Origin of the sequence: Vreelandella venusta, from assembly GCF_044809155.1 — a bacterium.
GTDB lineage: Bacteria > Pseudomonadota > Gammaproteobacteria > Pseudomonadales > Halomonadaceae > Vreelandella > Vreelandella venusta_B.
Genome location: NZ_CP085241.1, coordinates 2,629,993 through 2,646,256 on the forward strand (window position 1 = coordinate 2,629,993; position 16,264 = coordinate 2,646,256).

Consider the following 16,264-nt stretch of genomic DNA (forward strand, 5'->3'; position numbering starts at 1 on the left):
ACTGGTACAGTATTGTCATGATGCGCTATATAGTGAGTGACTGACAATACAGATTAGGCTTATTCATATAGCGATCACTATTGGCCACGCATCCGTCTGAAGGCTTTTTTTAAAACACAGCGCAAAAAGCTGTAAGTAATTTTCCATCCGCACCACTGAAGGTGATAACAACGCCCAAGGAGACGACCGATGCCTAACTCAGCCTCTAGCACACCGACCTCAGCCCCTAGGTTTTGGCTAAGCGGCAAGCGCCATGCCGAGCAAGATCACTTTTTCCGCCAAACGCTGGAGGCACAAGGCTGGGTAGAGGGCAATGACCAGGATTGGCAGGCTGCTTGGGTGACTGGCATGCCTCCGGCCTCCGCTTTTAAGGTGGCGTCTTCCAGCGTCAAAATGAACCACATTCCTGGCAACGCCGCGTTAACCGTTAAAAGTCGGCTTCACGCGAGCCTCAGTGCGCTACACGCACGTACGCGGTGTCACTTTGGCAATGACCACCCTTTTACTCAACGGCTGCGCTTTTTTCCTCGGGCTTATGAAATGCCCCACGACTACCCCGCCTTATTAGAAGACGTCGCGGCCAATCCTGAGAAACGCTGGATCTTAAAGCCCACCAACGCCTCAAAAGGACAAGGCGTGCAAGTGCTTAACGACCTCGCGAAGGTGCCCCTTTCACCCAATTGGTTGGTACAAGAGTACATCGCCAACCCCCATACCATCCGTGGGCACAAATACGTATTGCGCCTTTACATGCTGATTGCCAGCATCGACCCGCTGCGGGTTTACCTTTATAGACAGGGTTTTGCCAAACTGGCCTCTGAACCCTGGGACCCTGACGACGTTGACAACCCGTTTAGCCAGTTAACCAACCCGGATATCAACGCGCTTAACCTAAATGCCGAAGTTCCCGTTGAGTTTATCGACCTTGAGCGCTATCGCCACTGGCTGCGAGAACAGGGCCACGATGACAACGCTCTGTTTAATCAGCTGCACGACTTAGCCACCCTCACGGCGCTTTCAGGGGTCGACGCGATGCGTGCCCGCGCCAAGGAAGCAGGCGCCGACCCGCGCGGCTGCTACGAGCTAATTGGCTTGGATTGCTTGCTGGACGATCAATTAAAGCCTTGGATACTGGAGTGCAATCTAAGTCCATCGCTAGGAATATGCGCCAAACCGGAACACGGAGGCGACATAGAAAGGGACGTCAAAGGCAGTCTGGTGCGCGATATGATTAACCTTGTTGGCCTGACGCAGCCTGCCAGTGCTAGTGATAATGATAGCGATATCGACGCCGCAGGATTGGCGGCAGAGCACCAACGGGCCGGAGGCTTTATACCGCTCTACCCCGCGCCTACCCCAGAGCGCCACCAAGACTACTTGGCGATAATTGGGCTACCTAGCCGATTAGATTACCGCCTAGCCAACACACACAGTCGCCAAGCGATTACCTTTCGTGCCAACGACGTCAGCGAGCTTATCGACGATCAGCGCCTCGCGCTTTACCACCACACCAGCGGACGTTACTACCAACTTAACGACAGCGCAGCCCTCATCTGGCTGCTGGTGAGCGAAGGTGAATCACTAGCGAATATCGTTGCCCAACTGCACACCGCCAGCGGCGGCCAGGTAGCGCTTGCCCAGTTGGAAGATGATCTGTGGGCAACCTTAACCCCCTGGTGGCAACACGGGCTGCTAGCACCTGCACATAGCCCCGACATAGCGGCCCCAAGACATCAGCCACGTGACAGATCAGCCCCCTGGCACGGCCAGCTTACTTTTGATGGGCGCCGTTGGCCGATCACCGCACCCGCTGGCCCCCTCGCTGAGCGCATCCAATCAGGCCTGGCCCCAGCGCTAACCTTCACCGAAGCCTTACCGCTAGGCGAGCCACTGCACCTGCTGGAAAGCGCGAACGGTTACTGCCTCGCCACCGATAGCCACGTCATTAGCTCACGGTTATCCATCGATGCCATACTACCGGCCATCACCCGCTTCTATTTAAACAGTGCCCTACGCCAAGATCATCTTGTCCTGGACGTTGCGCTACTCAGTAGCGAGCACGCCCATTTTATCTGCCTGCTACCCGATGGTGGCGCCAACATCACGGCCCTTAACGCTCTGCGTGAAGCCGCTGAACCAAAAGCGCTGACGCTTACGCGTGGTGCACGTTTAGCGCTCAATACGCCGACCCTTATCGAGCCGCTCAACCTGCCAGTGAACGATGCCCCTTTTACGCCCATGCACGCCAAACACTTTGCAGGGATTTTGTGGCTGGACGACTCGGCAGAACCAGGCTCCAAGTTCCCCAATCCTCTCGACCTGCTAGGCGCATTGCTACCCTTTGTACAAGAGCAGTCACCATATTTAAGCCACACAGCGTTAGAGGTATTGCAACCGCTTTGCCAGCAGCCACAGCGCGCTAAGGTGGATAGCTCTACACAGGCCATTCACCAAACCCTGACTGCTTGGCTGAGTTCAGCTCCCCATACAACCCCTTCTCACGCCGCTGTATAGCGGAGAAGCTGCGCCATCCGGCGCTATTACACGCCATGATCAGGAGAAACATCATGTCTCAACAAGAAGCCAAACGTCGTTTACTTAGCCGTTTAAGCCGCCAATTGGGTTACACCGCACCGGCGCTTGCGCTAGTAGCCAGCGGCCTTGCCTTTCAGGCCCAGGCTGAGGAACCCACAGAGGCATTTACCAATATGCAAGAAGCCCCGTTGATGCTGGCCGAAGCCCACCATGCAGAAGGCGAAGCTGAGGGCGAAGGTGAAGGTGAAGGTGAAGGTGAAGCCGAGGGTGAAGGCGCCGCCGAAGCCGGTTAAAACTCGCGATTACTTCCTTTCACAATGGCGAAACGCTCTGTGCCGACGTCATGTCGGCACAGTTTACCAGGAGAGCCATCATGCCCTCGACGACACCGCCAGAAACACGCGCCAGCGCGCCCAACGCAACGGCGCTGCTGGTCGATGAAAACGTGCAAGCGCTGGAACAACTTGCCACATTACTGGAACGCACCCCTGCGGCAACCTACCAACGCGCAGTAGGTAGCCAGCAAACACAATCGCTGGGCAAGCATGTGCGTCATATATTGGAGCACTATCAGACGCTCATAGATGCGCCAGAACTTTTTCCCGAACTGTCTCCCAAACGTTTTCCAGAGCTTTCTCCAGAACCCTCTCAGTCCATGGCATCGTTAGATTATGAAAATCGCCTGCGGGAAGCGGCTCTGGAAAACAGCCCCGCTCAGGCGCAAGCGCGAATACACCAGCTGCAAGTAGGGTTAAAGGCGCTTTCAACAATCCCCCACGATACGCTGCTGATACTTCGCTACCCCACCGAAGAGCCTGAGCATATTGCATCGATAAACGCGCTGCCGCTGCCCTCTAGCCTAGGCCGTGAGCTGGCGTTTTTAACCAGTCACAGCATTCACCACATGGCGCTACTGGGCCTGCTTTGCGAACAACTGGATATTGCGCTACCCCGCACTTTCGGCGTGCATCCATCCACGTTGCGCTTCTGGAAGCAGCAGCCTTACGCTTCGTAGGCATATCACGACGCAAGGCTTCACAGGCCACATAAGCACCTCCAACCGCATGAAGGCGCTCAGTCAATCGGACGGCGCTATATCACCCCGACTTTCAAAGCCTTAGCTAAGCATTTGATATTCACCCCCAGCATCCACCTCATTTTCACGCTCATCCGGTGCTTTTATAAAAGATGATAGCGCTGCCATTTGATTATTGAGTTGATCAAACAGTGCCTGTAGCTGGCTATTATCTAATTCAGCAAGCTGCTTCTCAGACGCCAACGACTGCAAAGCCAAGAATATCTAACAAAATCACATGTTCACCCAATGGATTATCAGACCCAGGAGGAACCACCGCCGGGGCAGGCTCTACTCGTTCAGCGGCTTGCAGGTTTGCCCCTTTAGCCCAACAAGCCGCCTGTTACTCATGGCTGTCTCCTGCTAGCTATCACAATGGCCGTCAGTCTCTCCTACAAAAATTTGTTGGGCGCTCACAACGTAGGCTGCCAGTGATGCCAACTCATCTGAGTCCCAAGCGAGCGGCTCCGCAGACATAGGGGCAACCATACAAAGCTGCACCATCTCATCGGCATGCACCGTTTCCATACCAAACATATTAGTGCCCATTGCGACTTCATGAGGATAAGGCTGGCTAAACGTTTCTTGATAGCCCGATTGACCATCGACACCGTGACAGCTCGCACAGGAAAGGCCGTTTGTGCTTAAGGAAGGATCGTTAAATAGTGCCTTGCCACGCGCTATCAATGAGGCGGGGTTATCACCTTTTTCATCGTATCCCGGCACATAACCGTTTGGCCGCGACACGGCTTGCGTGCGCTCGCTGGGTTGTGCGCCAGCCTCGGCCTCGCCTTCTGCTTGGGCTTCTCCCTCTGCTTCACCCTCAGCCTGAGCTTCTCCCTCTGCTTCACCTTCCGCCTCTGCTTGGGCCTCGCCTTCAGGTTGAGCATGCTGGCTAGCCAGTAACAGTTCTGCAGGGGCTTCGCCACTGGCATACACTGCTTGGGCGTTGGTTTGGAGAGCTACACCACCCGCAACAAGCGCTAGCACAGGCGCGGTGTAGCACATGTTACGGCGCAGTTTGCTGAATAGTTCATAGCGCTGTTTTTGCTGTTTGTTGGACATGGTACTCACCTCTTATCGCTGTTTTTATTCGAGCGCCCCACACCGCAGCCGCTTTATTTATTGTATGGCTTGCCATTGTGACGCGTCGTTGTTGGGTAACAGCTATTGGTGACTGCCAATGCACAACCCTTACACACCCATGGCTTAAAAATCGCCCAATATTGGTAAAGCGCAACCGTTGACCATTGCTATTTCTGTACTTAACGTTCCATAATCAAGTCAAGCCAGATGGCGAAATACGCAAGTGCCTAACGCAACATTCAGAAGGACATTGAATAAATGACTGATTTTAAACTACATACCATCGATTCCGCGCCTGAAGAAGCCAAAGCGAACTTGCAGGCGGCAGAGAAGAAAATGGGCTTTCTGCCCAATATATTTGCCAAAATGGCGGAAGCACCAACGCTGCTAGAAGCCTACTTGGCCCTCGACGGAATTTACGCTAAAACCAGCCTTAGCCCGGTAGAGCAACAAGCCGCTCTGCTCGCTATCAGCGCTGATAACGACTGCGCTTTTTGCGTAGCAGCCCATACCGGCGGAATCAAAAAAGCCGGTGCCGATGACGCGACGATTAAAGATTTGCGCGCGCGCACTACGCCTAACGACGCCAAGCTGGCGGCGGTGACGCGTTTTGCCCGCCATTTGAACGCCCAACGGGGCTGGGCAGAGCAATCCGAGCTTGAGGCATTTCTAGAAGCAGGGTTCACACAGCAACAGGTGCTTGAGTTGGTCATTGCCTGCGCTTTAAAAACACTATCTAACTACACTAATCATGTGGCTGGCACACCGCTCAACGAAGAGCTCAAGCCACTCGCATGGGAAACCCCAGCGTCATAATGTAACGCACAGCGTCTGATGGCAGTGTTAACGGCCATCTAGTGGTACTTAATCGTCTAGGTATGCATGTGAACGCTAATATGCCCTCCACTGAACAACACATTGCAATCTTACGACCAAAGCTGGTCGCGTTTGCGCGTTTACAGCTACGTGATAGCGCCGCCGCTGAAGACACGGTCCAAGATACTCTGATCGTTGCGCTAGAAAAGCACGATACATTCGCGGGGCGCTCGGCGTTTGAGACCTGGGTATTTGGGATTTTAAAAAACAAAATTCTGGAACGTATTCGCTACGAGCGACGTTACTGTTCTTGGCAGGATAGCTCTTGGAAAGATAGCTCTTGGCAAGACAGTGAACAAAGCGACGAAGATGCTTTAGAAAATCTTTTTCAACACAACGGGCGCTGGCAACCTGCACACAAGCCACAGTCCTGGGGAGACCCGGACCAAGTGCTCGAAAATGCATCTTTTTGGCAGTTACTAGACACCTGTTTACTGGTACTACCTGACAATACCGCTCGCGTATTTACGATGCGGGAACTGATGGGACTCACCACAGAAGAAATTTGCGACGCACTGTCGTTAAGCGATGCTAACTGCTGGGTAATGCTACACCGTGCGCGGCTAAAGCTACGCGCATGTATCGAAAAAGGGTGGTTGACATAAAATGATTATGTGCCGAGAAGCGACAAAGCTAATGTCGCTTAAACAGGATAGAACGCTCAGTTTTCGAGAAAGGGCTTCACTTCGCTTTCATCTTTCCATGTGTGGCGCCTGCCGCACCTGTGCCCGCCAGTTCGATCTGCTACACAAAATAGGCAGCTACCAGCCCGTATTGCCCAACACGCCTAACAACGATGGTGACCCTTATGAGTCGCGCTAACGCCCTATTGGCTCAAGCCACGTTGATCACTTGCCTATGCCTAATACCGCTTTCAGCCGCCAGCGCGGAAGCGATTCACTTCACGCCGAACCAGTTAATGACGTGGCCGACGCGCAGCTTTTCAGGCGAAACCCATTACGACATCGTTGAAAAATCAGGCCAGCGCGTCCTTCAGGCCCGTGCACAAGGCCAGGCATCAGCACGCTACCTAGAGCGTGATATCGACCTTAATGAAACGCCCTACCTTCACTGGTGTTGGCAGGTCGATTCCATCTATCCCGGCATTGATGAAACCACCAAAGCAGGCGACGACTACCCGGCTAGAGTGTACGTTGCGCGCAAAACGGGCTTACTACCGTGGCAAGTGGAGTCTGTTAACTACGTCTGGGCATCAACGCAATCTCAGGGCGCCACCTGGCCCAATGCGTTTACCAGCCGCGCGCAGTTAATGGCGCTGCAAAGTGGCCAGGGCGCGGTTGGCGAATGGGTGGCCGAAGTGCGCGATGTTCGCGCTGATTATCAAGCACTTTTCGGCAGCAGCCCCAGCCAGATCGACGGCATTGCTTTAATGAGCGATGGCGATAATGCAGGCGGCGATGCCACCGCATGGTTTAGCCAACTCGGTTTCTCTAGCACCTCTACACCACCTCGCTGTCCATAACCTAATCACCATTCACAATGCGTGATTAGTTATAACGACCACCACGCGACCTTCCTTATTAAGCGTTCTCTCGGCTATTTTATAACTTACTCTTATACTGCCGCTTGCGCTTATATTAGTGGTTTTCCAGAGGCCTCATCATGTCCACCCCTGAACATGAGCAGCTTATACACGACCACCACCCCGCCGCTATACGTGCGCGATTAGCCAAACCCGCCAAGGCTTCTACCCTTCCCGATGCCGTGCTTGGCGCATTGATGGCTGTGTTACCACCTTTGCCGTTGTGTCAGGTGCTTTCGGCGCAGGCTTTTCTCCACAGGTCGCCCTGGTACTTGGTGTCGCCAATTTACTCGCTGACGGCTTTAGTATGGCCGTCAGTAATTATGAAGCAGGCTGTGCACAGCTGGCCCAAGTCGCAAGCGCTGAACGCACCGAGCGACAGCATATTGCGCTCATCCCCGAAGGAGAGCGTGAAGAGGTGCGTCAGCTGTTCCGGGCGAAAGGGTTTGAGGGCCAGCTGCTTGAAGACGCCGTCGATGTCATCTGCCGCGACCCAGAGGTGTGGATAACCACTATGTTACGCGAGGAGCACCGCCTGACCGTGGATGGTATTAGCCCGCTGCGCTCAGCAGTGGTGACTTTCATAGCCTTTTTAGCGGTTGGTGTTATTCCCCTACTTTCTTACACTCTGCCAGTGCCCCATAACATCCAATTTTTTATTAGCCTGGGGTTAGCCAGCGCTGTTTTTCTAGCGATTGGCATGGTCAAAAGTGCCTTTTACCAGCAACCCATGTGGCGCTCGGGCATACGCACATTATTGATGGGCACGGCCGCCGCAGGGCTTGCTTATGGCGCTGGCTATATTGCCCAGGGGTTGATCGGTGGCTAGTGACCCGGCAAGAACTCCGCTGTGCCGAGCTTTTCAAACTCAAGCCCTATCACCCCGCCTTGCCAAATAAGCTATCCAGCCGTTTGATCGCAGAATGGATGCTAAATTAGCGCACAATATTGATGTTACAGTTACTTACTTTTGCTAACCTTCACACGTTCAATTCCGACGCACCATTTACTTATATTGAGCTATGTCAATGCACCAGATGACCGATAAATTATAGTTAATTTACCTTTAAAAATAATTTCCAAAAGAGATTGCGCCAATATGCTAGGTATTACGCTTGCCCATCCTCTCGATAACGCCTTGATGCAGCATACCGCCTGCATTGCGTTTACACCTGACGGCGTTATCACAAAGGCCAGCCCGCTTTTTTTGGCCACGATGGGTTATACCTTTGAACAGATTAAAGGCGAACATCACCGCATGTTCTGCGATGCCGCCGAAATCGATACGCACGCCTATCGAGAACTTTGGCAATCACTTGCCGATGGCAAGAGCCGCCAAGGTACCTTTAAGCGGTTAAATGCCCAGGGCGATGACGTTTGGTTAGAAGCGACATACCTACCGGTCAGCAATCGCCGGGGGAATGTTGTGTCAGTCTTGAAAATTGCCAGTGACATTACGGCCACGCATCAAGAGTCCGAGCGTAAAAATGCCGTGCTTAACGCGTTAGATAGCTCTATGGCGGTGATTGAGTTCACCCCTAGCGGTGAAATTCTCAATGCCAACGCAAACTTCGAGCGCGTTATGGGCTATAACAAAGAAGACATTATTGGCGCACATCACCATATCTTTTGTCCTTCTGAGTTTTATAGCACCCACCCCCACTTTTGGGAGCAGCTTGCACAGGGCGAATATGTGCAAGGGAAGTTTGAACGCCTAGATTCACGGGGGGCTAGCGTTTGGCTAGAGGCCACCTACAACCCCATCCAAGATAGTAAAGGCAACGTAGTGAAGGTGGTTAAATTTGCGACCGATATCACTCGCTCCGTTGAAGCGGCTGACTCCGCCACAAACGCCGTTACTGCCGCGCAGAGCACCTCTTCTCAAACAGAGCAGATTGCCCAAAACGGGCTTAATCACTTACAAAAAGTGATGGACGATTCGAAGAGAGCGGAAGTTACGTTAGCAGAAGCACAGCAGCTAATAGCAGCACTAACGCAGCAGGCACAAAGCATCAACAGCATTACCGAGTCGATTGCCAAAATTGCCAATCAAACTAACCTGCTATCGCTTAACGCCGCCGTTGAAGCCGCACGGGCAGGAGAGCAAGGCCGTGGATTTGCCGTGGTCGCCAACGAAGTTCGCCGTTTAGCGAAAGGGTCGAGTGAAGCCGTTGACGATATTACCCGATTGCTTAAAGAAAACAGTGATCTCGTAAAACGCACCACCCAAGCCATGCAGCAGGTTGTCGAACAGGGCAAGTCTAGCCAAACGAGCGTTGGGGAAATTGAGACGATCGTCAACGAGATACTCACGGGTGCACGCAGCGTTTCAAGCTCTATCGATCAGTTAGCGTTAGAGTCGCCTAGCTAAACACAAAAAAGCCAGCACCAACGTGCTGGCTTACTGCTGTTAACCGTTTCCTATCAGCGTAATTTTGTTTTACGCAGGTAAGGCAGAACCGCATCAAACTCACCAAACTTCTGCTTGGCGTCTTCATCCGACACACTCGGCGGAATGATAACGTCTTGCCCAACGGTCCAATCAGCGGGCGTTGCAACGCCATGTTTTGCCGTGGCTTGCAGGGCATCCAGCGCACGCAAAATTTCTGCAAAATTACGGCCGACTGTCATTGGATAAGTCATGGAGAGCTTTAGCTGTTTATCCGGCCCAATGATGAACACCGAGCGTACTGTTGCGCTATCAGCGGGGGTGCGGCCATCGGGCAGGTACGCATCTTCCGGTAGCATGTCGAACAGCTTAGAAACGTTGAGGCCCTCATCGGCAATAATCGGGAAACCAACAGAATTGCCGCACACTTTCTCGATATCGCTTGCCCAACGCTTATGGTCCTCAACGCCATCAACGGAAACGCCAATAACCTTAGTGCCCCGCTTTTCCCATTCGGCACTTAGCGTTGCCACGGCGCCAAACTCTGTCGTGCAGACCGGCGTGAAGTCTTTAGGATGAGAAAAGAGGATCGCCCAACTGTCGCCAATCCAGTCATGAAAACGAATGGGGCCTTGGCTGGTCTCTGCTTCGAAATCAGGCACTACTGCATTGATACGTAATGACATCGTTCCTCCTCATTAGGGTCAAGTGACCTTAATACCTTATATGACTTTCAACCCCTTCACTATAGAACGTTTCGCGCTATAGCAATATAAAACAGGCGGTGATCAATCAAGCGGCTTGACCTCTTTCTCATCCCGCTTGATGCGCTTTACCCAGCGCTGTTTCGCATAATGGCGTAAGTTCGCCACACTGTCGGTTTCATCGACAATATCTTGGCCTAGGATCGTCTCAATAATATCTTCTAGGGTGATAAGGCCCACAAAAGTGCCATGCTCATCGTAGACCACTCGCATATGCAAATGGTCTTTCAACATCGATGTAAACACTTGCTCAACATTGTTCAACACGTCTACGCTGCCAATCGGATGCATTAGCTCACGCATGGTTTTGTCGTCATCGGCGTGATACATATCGGCTTTGTGCACATAACCAAATGCCTGCTCGCCGTTATCCATCACGGGAAAGCGCGTGAACGGCATTTTGCCATACTGCTCGTCAAACTCTTTGACCGTCATATTCGGCAACACCGTTTCACAAACAGTACGGGGTGTCATCGCATTATTAACAGCAATTTCATGCAAGTTCAGCATGTTAATAATGGTACGAGACTCGTCCGCATCCAACACTTTCTCTTCCAAACCTACACGCGCCAGCACTTTTATTTCATCACGCAAATCAACATCGTGTTCTGATTTACCCAGACGACGCGTAATCTGTTCAGACATCCAAATAAACGGCAGCAACCCAACGATCATTGGATTCAGTAACCGAGGCAACAGGGGAGATAGGCCTCTCCAATAGGTAGCGCCAATCGTTTTGGGAATAATCTCAGAAAGAATTAAAATCAGCATAGTCATAACCGCTGACACAATCGCGATAGACGCTTCACCAAACACGATGGCGGCCTGCGCGCCCACTGCCGTCGCACCAACAGTATGAGCAATGGTGTTAAGCGTTAAGATCGCGGCCAGCGGGCGATCAATATTGGTTTTTAACTTGAACAGCGCTGCATGAAGCTTGGGATTATCTTCTTTTTGTTTGGCAATGTAGCTTGGGGTAATAGAGAGCAGCGCTGCTTCAAGGATAGAGCACAGAAAAGAGAGCGCGATTGAAAGAGTAGCAATCGTGATGAGGAGGAACATGAGAGCCCATGGTGGTGAGTGATGTACCGTATATAGGGCCACACCCACGTGGTGTCAATCCATAAATTCATTTTTTAATATTTTATGTTGCTACTGCCCGTTAATAAGCATTAATCACCACTGCCACTCGCTTCTGGCCACGGCATCGTGGGCGTGTAAACTTTCTGCGTGAACTACCTTGAGTTGGAACCCTGAAATATCAGGCATCTTTCGGATCGCGGCATCTAGGCGCTTGGCTGCGTCTTCACAAAACATCAGATTTTGGCCGTTGGCGAGGGCAAATGCCTGTTCATCAATCCGTTTTACCGCCGTTTGCAGCGCAGTACCCAGCGCGCGCTCGATACGCTCAATCAGAGCAGCAAGCGGTATATGGTCATTGCCCGCAAGCCGTATGGAGCAATTAGCCGTACTACGCTGGCTATGGGGCGTAGCAAGAATACCCTCTTCGCTTCCCAACCACGTCAATACCGCCTGCTTGGTAAGCGGTATATCATCGAAATCTTCTACAAACGCCTGTTGAATTAACTGCCGAGCTAATGCAGCTGAACAGGGGCATGTTGAGGAGTATCCAACAGAGACATCTAGCTCAAGCCGAAAGCCTAGCGGGGTTAACTGCCCACGCAGCGTAAACGGATAGCTTTTCCACCCTGACAAAGGGCTAATCAGCGCATCACGCTTTAGTAACACGTCTCCGCTGAACGTTAAATACGCGCTTTCGGATAACGTTTGATGGCTTTCCAAGAAAACAGTAAGGACGCGATGAATCAGGATGGGCGTTAGCGGCTGATTCGCTAATTCGTCTAATGCAATATACAGCCGTGACATGTGAATTCCACGCGCATCGGCTGCTTCCAGACTAACCCCAGCGGAAACTCTAGCATTAACGTGACTTCCCTCCAGCTGAATGGGTAACGCAATACCTTCCATGCCCACCCAGGAAAGCGTGCCCGCCAAATCAGCAGGTTGCTGAGCGATATCGGGTAAGGTGAAAGCCGTCATTACAGTGCCTCGTGGGTAGATGAGCGAGTGGGTAACTCAGTTGATGCGCCAGAGGGCGTGAAAAAACGATAAAGTTGCGCCACCGTGTCAGGCGCGACATTTTGCGTAATGAAAACAAACCGAGAAATACGGTCATCAACACAGTTCATGGGTAAGGGCGCGGGTGGGTGAAAAATGTGCTGAACACCATGCAGCGCAAGCGGCTCCTCTCGATCAGTAAGATGGACGATGGCTTTAATACGGAGCATTTTTTCGCCCATCAACGACATCAATAAATCCAACCAGTTTTCTAGTGCATCTGGCGTAATCAACGGCTCAACACAAAAACAGAACGCATTGATATGCTCACCATGGCGGGTAAGCGTGGGCTGGCTTGTGCTGTTAATACTCAGCGCTGCGTCCGATATATCCTCCCCATCCGTCACCCCACTGGCATCTGCTTGATGGGTGCGATAGCTGGCTGCTTTAAGCCATTGCTGCACTTGATACTGTTTGGCGTCTGCGCGAAAAATCCCTGCGCCCACCAACAGATCAGGGGATAGATGACCATGCAGCACCTGCCACTGTTCAGCGGCCGGGTTTATCGACGCTAACTGGTTGGCTAGCGGTGCCAAACGGCCTTCATCGACTAGGTCGATTTTGGTAATAAGCAAGCGGTCAGCAATTGCTACCTGTCGCTGTGACTCGCGATGCGCTTGCAGTGTGGCTTCCCCATTGGCAGCGTCAACGCAGCACACCACGCTATCCAGTTGAAAGCGGTGAGCCAGCCAATGGTCGGTCATTAACATCTGTAAAATAGGCGCGGGGTCAGCAAGCCCTGTGGTTTCAATTACCACCCTGGCAGGTGCGGGTTTACCTTTTGCGAGCAGCTCATCGACCGCTTGCTGCAACGTACGACTTAAATCTCCCCGCAGCGTGCAGCACAAACAGCCGCTGCTCATTTCCACGACCGCTTGCTCATCACTTTGGGTAATCAGCTGATGATCTAAACCAATATCGCCAAACTCATTAATCACGACAAGCGTGTTTTGCATAGAGGCTTGGCGCACCCAGCGGTTCAACAGCGTGGTTTTACCGCTTCCTAAAAAACCGGTGAGTACGTTAACGGGCGTTAGCGTTGTGAACTGCATTACTCCCCCCGCGCTTTGCGAAAATGGTGCTCTTTTTGCTCTTGGCGCTCTTTCGCTTCTATGCAGAGCTTGGCTGTAGGCCGAAACAGCAGCCGTGGAATGCCAATCGGCTCGCCAGTCTCTTCACAGTAGCCATAATCGCCGCTTTCAATACGTTTTAGCGCCGCATCAATGTTAGTGATTAGCCTGCTTTCTCGGTCAGCTTGGCGCAGCGCTAAGCGTAACTCTTCTTCAAACGAGGCTTGATCCGCTTCGTCGCTATCTCGCTCATGAGAAGCAATAGAAGCTTTTACTTCTCTTAAATGCGCCGTTAGCTCTTCACGCTCGTCTAATAAACGCTGCCGGAAAAATGCCAACTGGCTGTCATTCATATATTCGCTTTCCGGCTGCGCCAATAGCGCCCTCTCCTGCACTTTTTGCAGAGAGTTGGCCGCCGCTTTGACGTCTATTTCCTGGGGGGATGGATGCGTCTCGCGTTGCAATGGGTAGCCTCCTTTTGATAAAACGTTATAACATAACAAACAAATCAATGCGACTTGTCTTTCTTTCAGGAGCCTTCATATGCCAACGCCTTCTTCAGCAACCGTGACGACTCACAACCTCTATCCATATGCCGCGATGGGTAGTGACATCAGCGTACTGCCGCGTATTTTTGAAGCGCCTATCAACATTGCCATTTTTCAACGCACGCTACCGGCTGAACTAGCCATCAGTGCCAATGCCCAGTGCCAAACTAACCGCGATTGGCAATATGGATGGCTAGGCAACCCAACTGACGCGTTAAGAGAAGACCTCTACCGTAACCTGCCAGAACCCTCAGCAGGCGAGGCACTGGTTGAGGATGTTGCGACCATTGCCGAAGCGATTGCCTACCTCTTTGATACTGACTCCGTTGGCATTCGTTTACGCCTATTAACCGCCGCGATGTGCCCACGCTTTCACTGCGATAACCTACCTGTCCGCTTAGTAACAACTTACGCAGGCCCCGGAAGCGAATGGCTACCCGAATACTCCGTTAACCGTGAAGGACTAGGCGCGCCTACGCCCAACCGCCCAGAGATCGTGCGCGACAGCCAAGACATCCAGCGCATGGCGGCGGGCGACATTGCGTTGATAAAAGGCAGCGGTTGGGTGGGCTGTGAAGAGCATGGCTTAGTCCACCGCAGCCCCTCTTTAGAAGCAGGGCAAAAACGGCTACTACTGACCATTGACCCGGCTTAGTCACCCGACACACAGTCGCTGGCGGGAACTAACGCTCTGCTTAGCATGCCTATCCTATTGAAATTAGATGGCACCGGAAAACGGTGAAAGCCGCGTCATTGCCCGTAAAGTCATCATCCTCGATATTAGCCTGATTACTGCCGCTGAAATGGTCGGCATTGCGGCGATTGTACTGGCACTCGGCGTCACTTATTGGCTGGTAGGTAAACCAAACAGTCACTGACGGCGGGTAGCATCGGCGGTTCAACAACCTCATGCGACGGAGTGGCCATCCCCCTGGTGAGATGGTGCTGACTTGCCAAGCGCCGAAGGTGAACGAAACAAAGAGCTTATTAAGAGGTGACCTCAGAGCTGACAAACAGGCGACTGGCGCGTGTGCTTCCTATAGAACCCTGCCAGTCCTATTTAGTAAGGCAAATGGCACGTGGGCCACATCAGGTTTAAGCACTTCGCCCGATGTTTGGCAGTGGGTTTTCTAACACAATACAGTCACGCCCCTGGTCTTTGGCTTGGTATAGCAGTTGGTCAACAACGTGTAGGCGTTCTTGCAGAGTGTTGGCTTCTTCCAGGCTGCAAATCCCCATGCTGGCCGTTACGTAGAGCGGCTCAGCAATATTGGCGACCAACGGCTGGCGGGCAAGCTCGTCACGCAACCGATTAGCGGCTTGGTACGCTTCGTCAACGGTTGTGTGGGGCATGAGCAACATAAACTCTTCACCGCCCCAGCGGGCTAGTATATCTGCCTGCCGTATAATGGAGCGGCAGCGCTCGGCAAAGCGTTTGATGGCGCTATCTCCCACTGGATGGCCATAGGTATCGTTAATGTGCTTAAAGTTGTCAATATCGATCATCACGATCGCCGCAGGAGAAGCGCCGCGCTTAATAGAGGCCAAGGTATTACGCAGCCTTCGCTCTAACGCGCGGCGGTTTAATAGCCCGGTGAGTACATCCGTGGCGGCTAAGCTAGCCATTTCGCGGCGTGCGTTTTCTAGCTCTGCAATAAGGCGCTTCTGTTCCCGATGCGAGCGCATGAGTTCCATATGCGCCATTACCTGGTTAGCCAGCGCCTTTAGCGCAAAGCGCTGTTGATCGTTAAGTTCGCGCGGCTTCTCATCAAGCACGCACAGCGTTCCTAGCGGGTGTCCGTCATAGCTTTTAAGCAGCGCCCCTGCGTAGAAGCGTAAAAAGGGTTCCCCGGTTACCAGCGGGTTACTCGAAAAGCGCTCATCCTGCGTTGTGTCCGGCACCACAAAAAGGCCCGGCTGTAGAATAGCGTGGGCACAAATCGAAATATTTCGCGGTGTTTCGCACACAGAAAGCCCTTTAATCGCTTTAAACCACTGCCGGTTACGGCCGACAAAATTAATGGCGGCAATTGGCGCTTGGCAAATGATCGCGGCTAATTCCACAATTTCATCGAACAAGGGGTCTTGAGGGGTATCCAGGATATGGTACTCCACCAAGGCCGCTAGGCGTGCTGCTTCTTGATCCTGAGCTGTCTGTTCATCGTTCATTAGCACTCGCCACCGCATTGAATCTCTTTAGAAACATTCATGACTGGGTCGCCTTTTTGGTGATTCATGC

General features: G+C 52.4%; 18 protein-coding genes. 11 read left to right on the forward strand and 7 right to left on the reverse strand.

The features are described 5' to 3' along the window. Window positions 1-189 precede the first annotated feature (189 nt). From LG301_RS12260 to LG301_RS12270, 3 genes are all read left to right on the forward strand, one after another. Complete coding sequence (locus LG301_RS12260) at window positions 190-2,514, forward strand: PqqD family peptide modification chaperone (RefSeq protein ID WP_404471439.1); 2,325 nt, start codon at window positions 190-192, stop codon at window positions 2,512-2,514. A 53-nt stretch (window positions 2,515-2,567) separates the two neighbouring features. Beyond that, a complete protein-coding gene (locus LG301_RS12265; RefSeq protein ID WP_404471440.1) occupies window positions 2,568-2,828 on the forward strand; it encodes a hypothetical protein in 261 nt (86 codons plus the stop codon). Window positions 2,829-2,908: 80 nt separating this feature from the next. Then, window positions 2,909-3,550 carry a hypothetical protein gene (locus LG301_RS12270; protein WP_404471441.1) on the forward strand — a complete coding sequence of 214 codons (642 nt, stop codon included), beginning with the start codon at window positions 2,909-2,911 and terminating at the stop codon, window positions 3,548-3,550. A 423-nt stretch (window positions 3,551-3,973) separates the two neighbouring features. Here the strand turns inward: LG301_RS12270 and LG301_RS12275 are convergent, their stop codons facing one another. Continuing rightward, window positions 3,974-4,675 carry a c-type cytochrome gene (locus LG301_RS12275; protein WP_404471442.1) on the reverse strand — a complete coding sequence of 234 codons (702 nt, stop codon included), beginning with the start codon at window positions 4,673-4,675 and terminating at the stop codon, window positions 3,974-3,976. Window positions 4,676-4,954: 279 nt separating this feature from the next. Here LG301_RS12275 and LG301_RS12280 point away from each other — a divergent pair, with 279 nt between their 5' ends. The 6 genes from LG301_RS12280 (at window position 4,955) to LG301_RS12305 (ending at window position 9,486) form a co-directional block, all read left to right on the forward strand. Next, window positions 4,955-5,512 (forward strand): carboxymuconolactone decarboxylase family protein, encoded by a 558-nt coding sequence (locus LG301_RS12280; protein WP_404471443.1) that lies wholly within the window; start codon window positions 4,955-4,957, stop codon window positions 5,510-5,512. A 68-nt stretch (window positions 5,513-5,580) separates the two neighbouring features. Continuing rightward, a complete protein-coding gene (locus LG301_RS12285) occupies window positions 5,581-6,177 on the forward strand; it encodes a sigma-70 family RNA polymerase sigma factor (RefSeq protein ID WP_404471444.1) in 597 nt (198 codons plus the stop codon). A 7-nt stretch (window positions 6,178-6,184) separates the two neighbouring features. Continuing rightward, the gene (locus LG301_RS12290; protein ID WP_404475255.1) at window positions 6,185-6,394 is read left to right on the forward strand and encodes a zf-HC2 domain-containing protein; all 210 of its coding nucleotides are present in this window, start codon (window positions 6,185-6,187) and stop codon (window positions 6,392-6,394) included. Beyond that, entirely contained in the window at window positions 6,381-7,055 is a 675-nt protein-coding gene (locus tag LG301_RS12295) for a DUF3047 domain-containing protein (RefSeq protein WP_404471445.1), read from the forward strand. Before LG301_RS12290 ends, LG301_RS12295 begins: the two co-directional genes overlap by 14 nt. Before the next feature lie 283 nt (window positions 7,056-7,338). Then, window positions 7,339-7,944 (forward strand): VIT1/CCC1 transporter family protein, encoded by a 606-nt coding sequence (locus LG301_RS12300; RefSeq protein ID WP_404471446.1) that lies wholly within the window; start codon window positions 7,339-7,341, stop codon window positions 7,942-7,944. A 270-nt stretch (window positions 7,945-8,214) separates the two neighbouring features. Further along, window positions 8,215-9,486: a methyl-accepting chemotaxis protein gene (locus tag LG301_RS12305; RefSeq protein ID WP_404471447.1), complete on the forward strand. Its 1,272-nt coding sequence runs from the start codon at window positions 8,215-8,217 to the stop codon at window positions 9,484-9,486. A 53-nt stretch (window positions 9,487-9,539) separates the two neighbouring features. On the opposite strand, the gene LG301_RS12310 is transcribed toward LG301_RS12305, so the two are convergent. The 5 genes from LG301_RS12310 to dksA form a co-directional block, all read right to left on the reverse strand. Next, window positions 9,540-10,190: a peroxiredoxin gene (locus tag LG301_RS12310; protein ID WP_404471448.1), complete on the reverse strand. Its 651-nt coding sequence runs from the start codon at window positions 10,188-10,190 to the stop codon at window positions 9,540-9,542. Window positions 10,191-10,292: 102 nt separating this feature from the next. Then, window positions 10,293-11,330, reverse strand: a complete 1,038-nt coding sequence (locus tag LG301_RS12315; protein ID WP_404471449.1) for a CNNM domain-containing protein — start codon at window positions 11,328-11,330, stop codon at window positions 10,293-10,295. Window positions 11,331-11,444: 114 nt separating this feature from the next. Beyond that, window positions 11,445-12,329 (reverse strand): GTP cyclohydrolase FolE2, encoded by an 885-nt coding sequence (gene folE2 / locus LG301_RS12320; protein ID WP_404471450.1) that lies wholly within the window; start codon window positions 12,327-12,329, stop codon window positions 11,445-11,447. Then, window positions 12,329-13,459: a CobW family GTP-binding protein gene (locus LG301_RS12325; RefSeq protein ID WP_404471451.1), complete on the reverse strand. Its 1,131-nt coding sequence runs from the start codon at window positions 13,457-13,459 to the stop codon at window positions 12,329-12,331. The genes folE2 and LG301_RS12325 overlap by 1 nt, the downstream gene beginning before the upstream one ends. Beyond that, the gene (dksA, locus tag LG301_RS12330) at window positions 13,459-13,941 is read right to left on the reverse strand and encodes an RNA polymerase-binding protein DksA (RefSeq protein ID WP_404471452.1); all 483 of its coding nucleotides are present in this window, start codon (window positions 13,939-13,941) and stop codon (window positions 13,459-13,461) included. Before dksA ends, LG301_RS12325 begins: the two co-directional genes overlap by 1 nt. A 79-nt stretch (window positions 13,942-14,020) precedes the next feature. Between dksA and LG301_RS12335 the strand changes: the two genes are divergently transcribed. Beyond that, a complete protein-coding gene (locus LG301_RS12335; RefSeq protein ID WP_404471453.1) occupies window positions 14,021-14,680 on the forward strand; it encodes a DUF1826 domain-containing protein in 660 nt (219 codons plus the stop codon). A gap of 67 nt (window positions 14,681-14,747) precedes the next feature. Further along, entirely contained in the window at window positions 14,748-14,903 is a 156-nt protein-coding gene (locus tag LG301_RS12340; RefSeq protein ID WP_404471454.1) for a phosphate-starvation-inducible PsiE family protein, read from the forward strand. Between the two features lie 217 nt (window positions 14,904-15,120). Here the strand turns inward: LG301_RS12340 and LG301_RS12345 are convergent, their stop codons facing one another. Then, complete coding sequence (locus LG301_RS12345) at window positions 15,121-16,194, reverse strand: diguanylate cyclase (protein WP_404471455.1); 1,074 nt, start codon at window positions 16,192-16,194, stop codon at window positions 15,121-15,123. Window positions 16,195-16,264 lie beyond the last annotated feature (70 nt).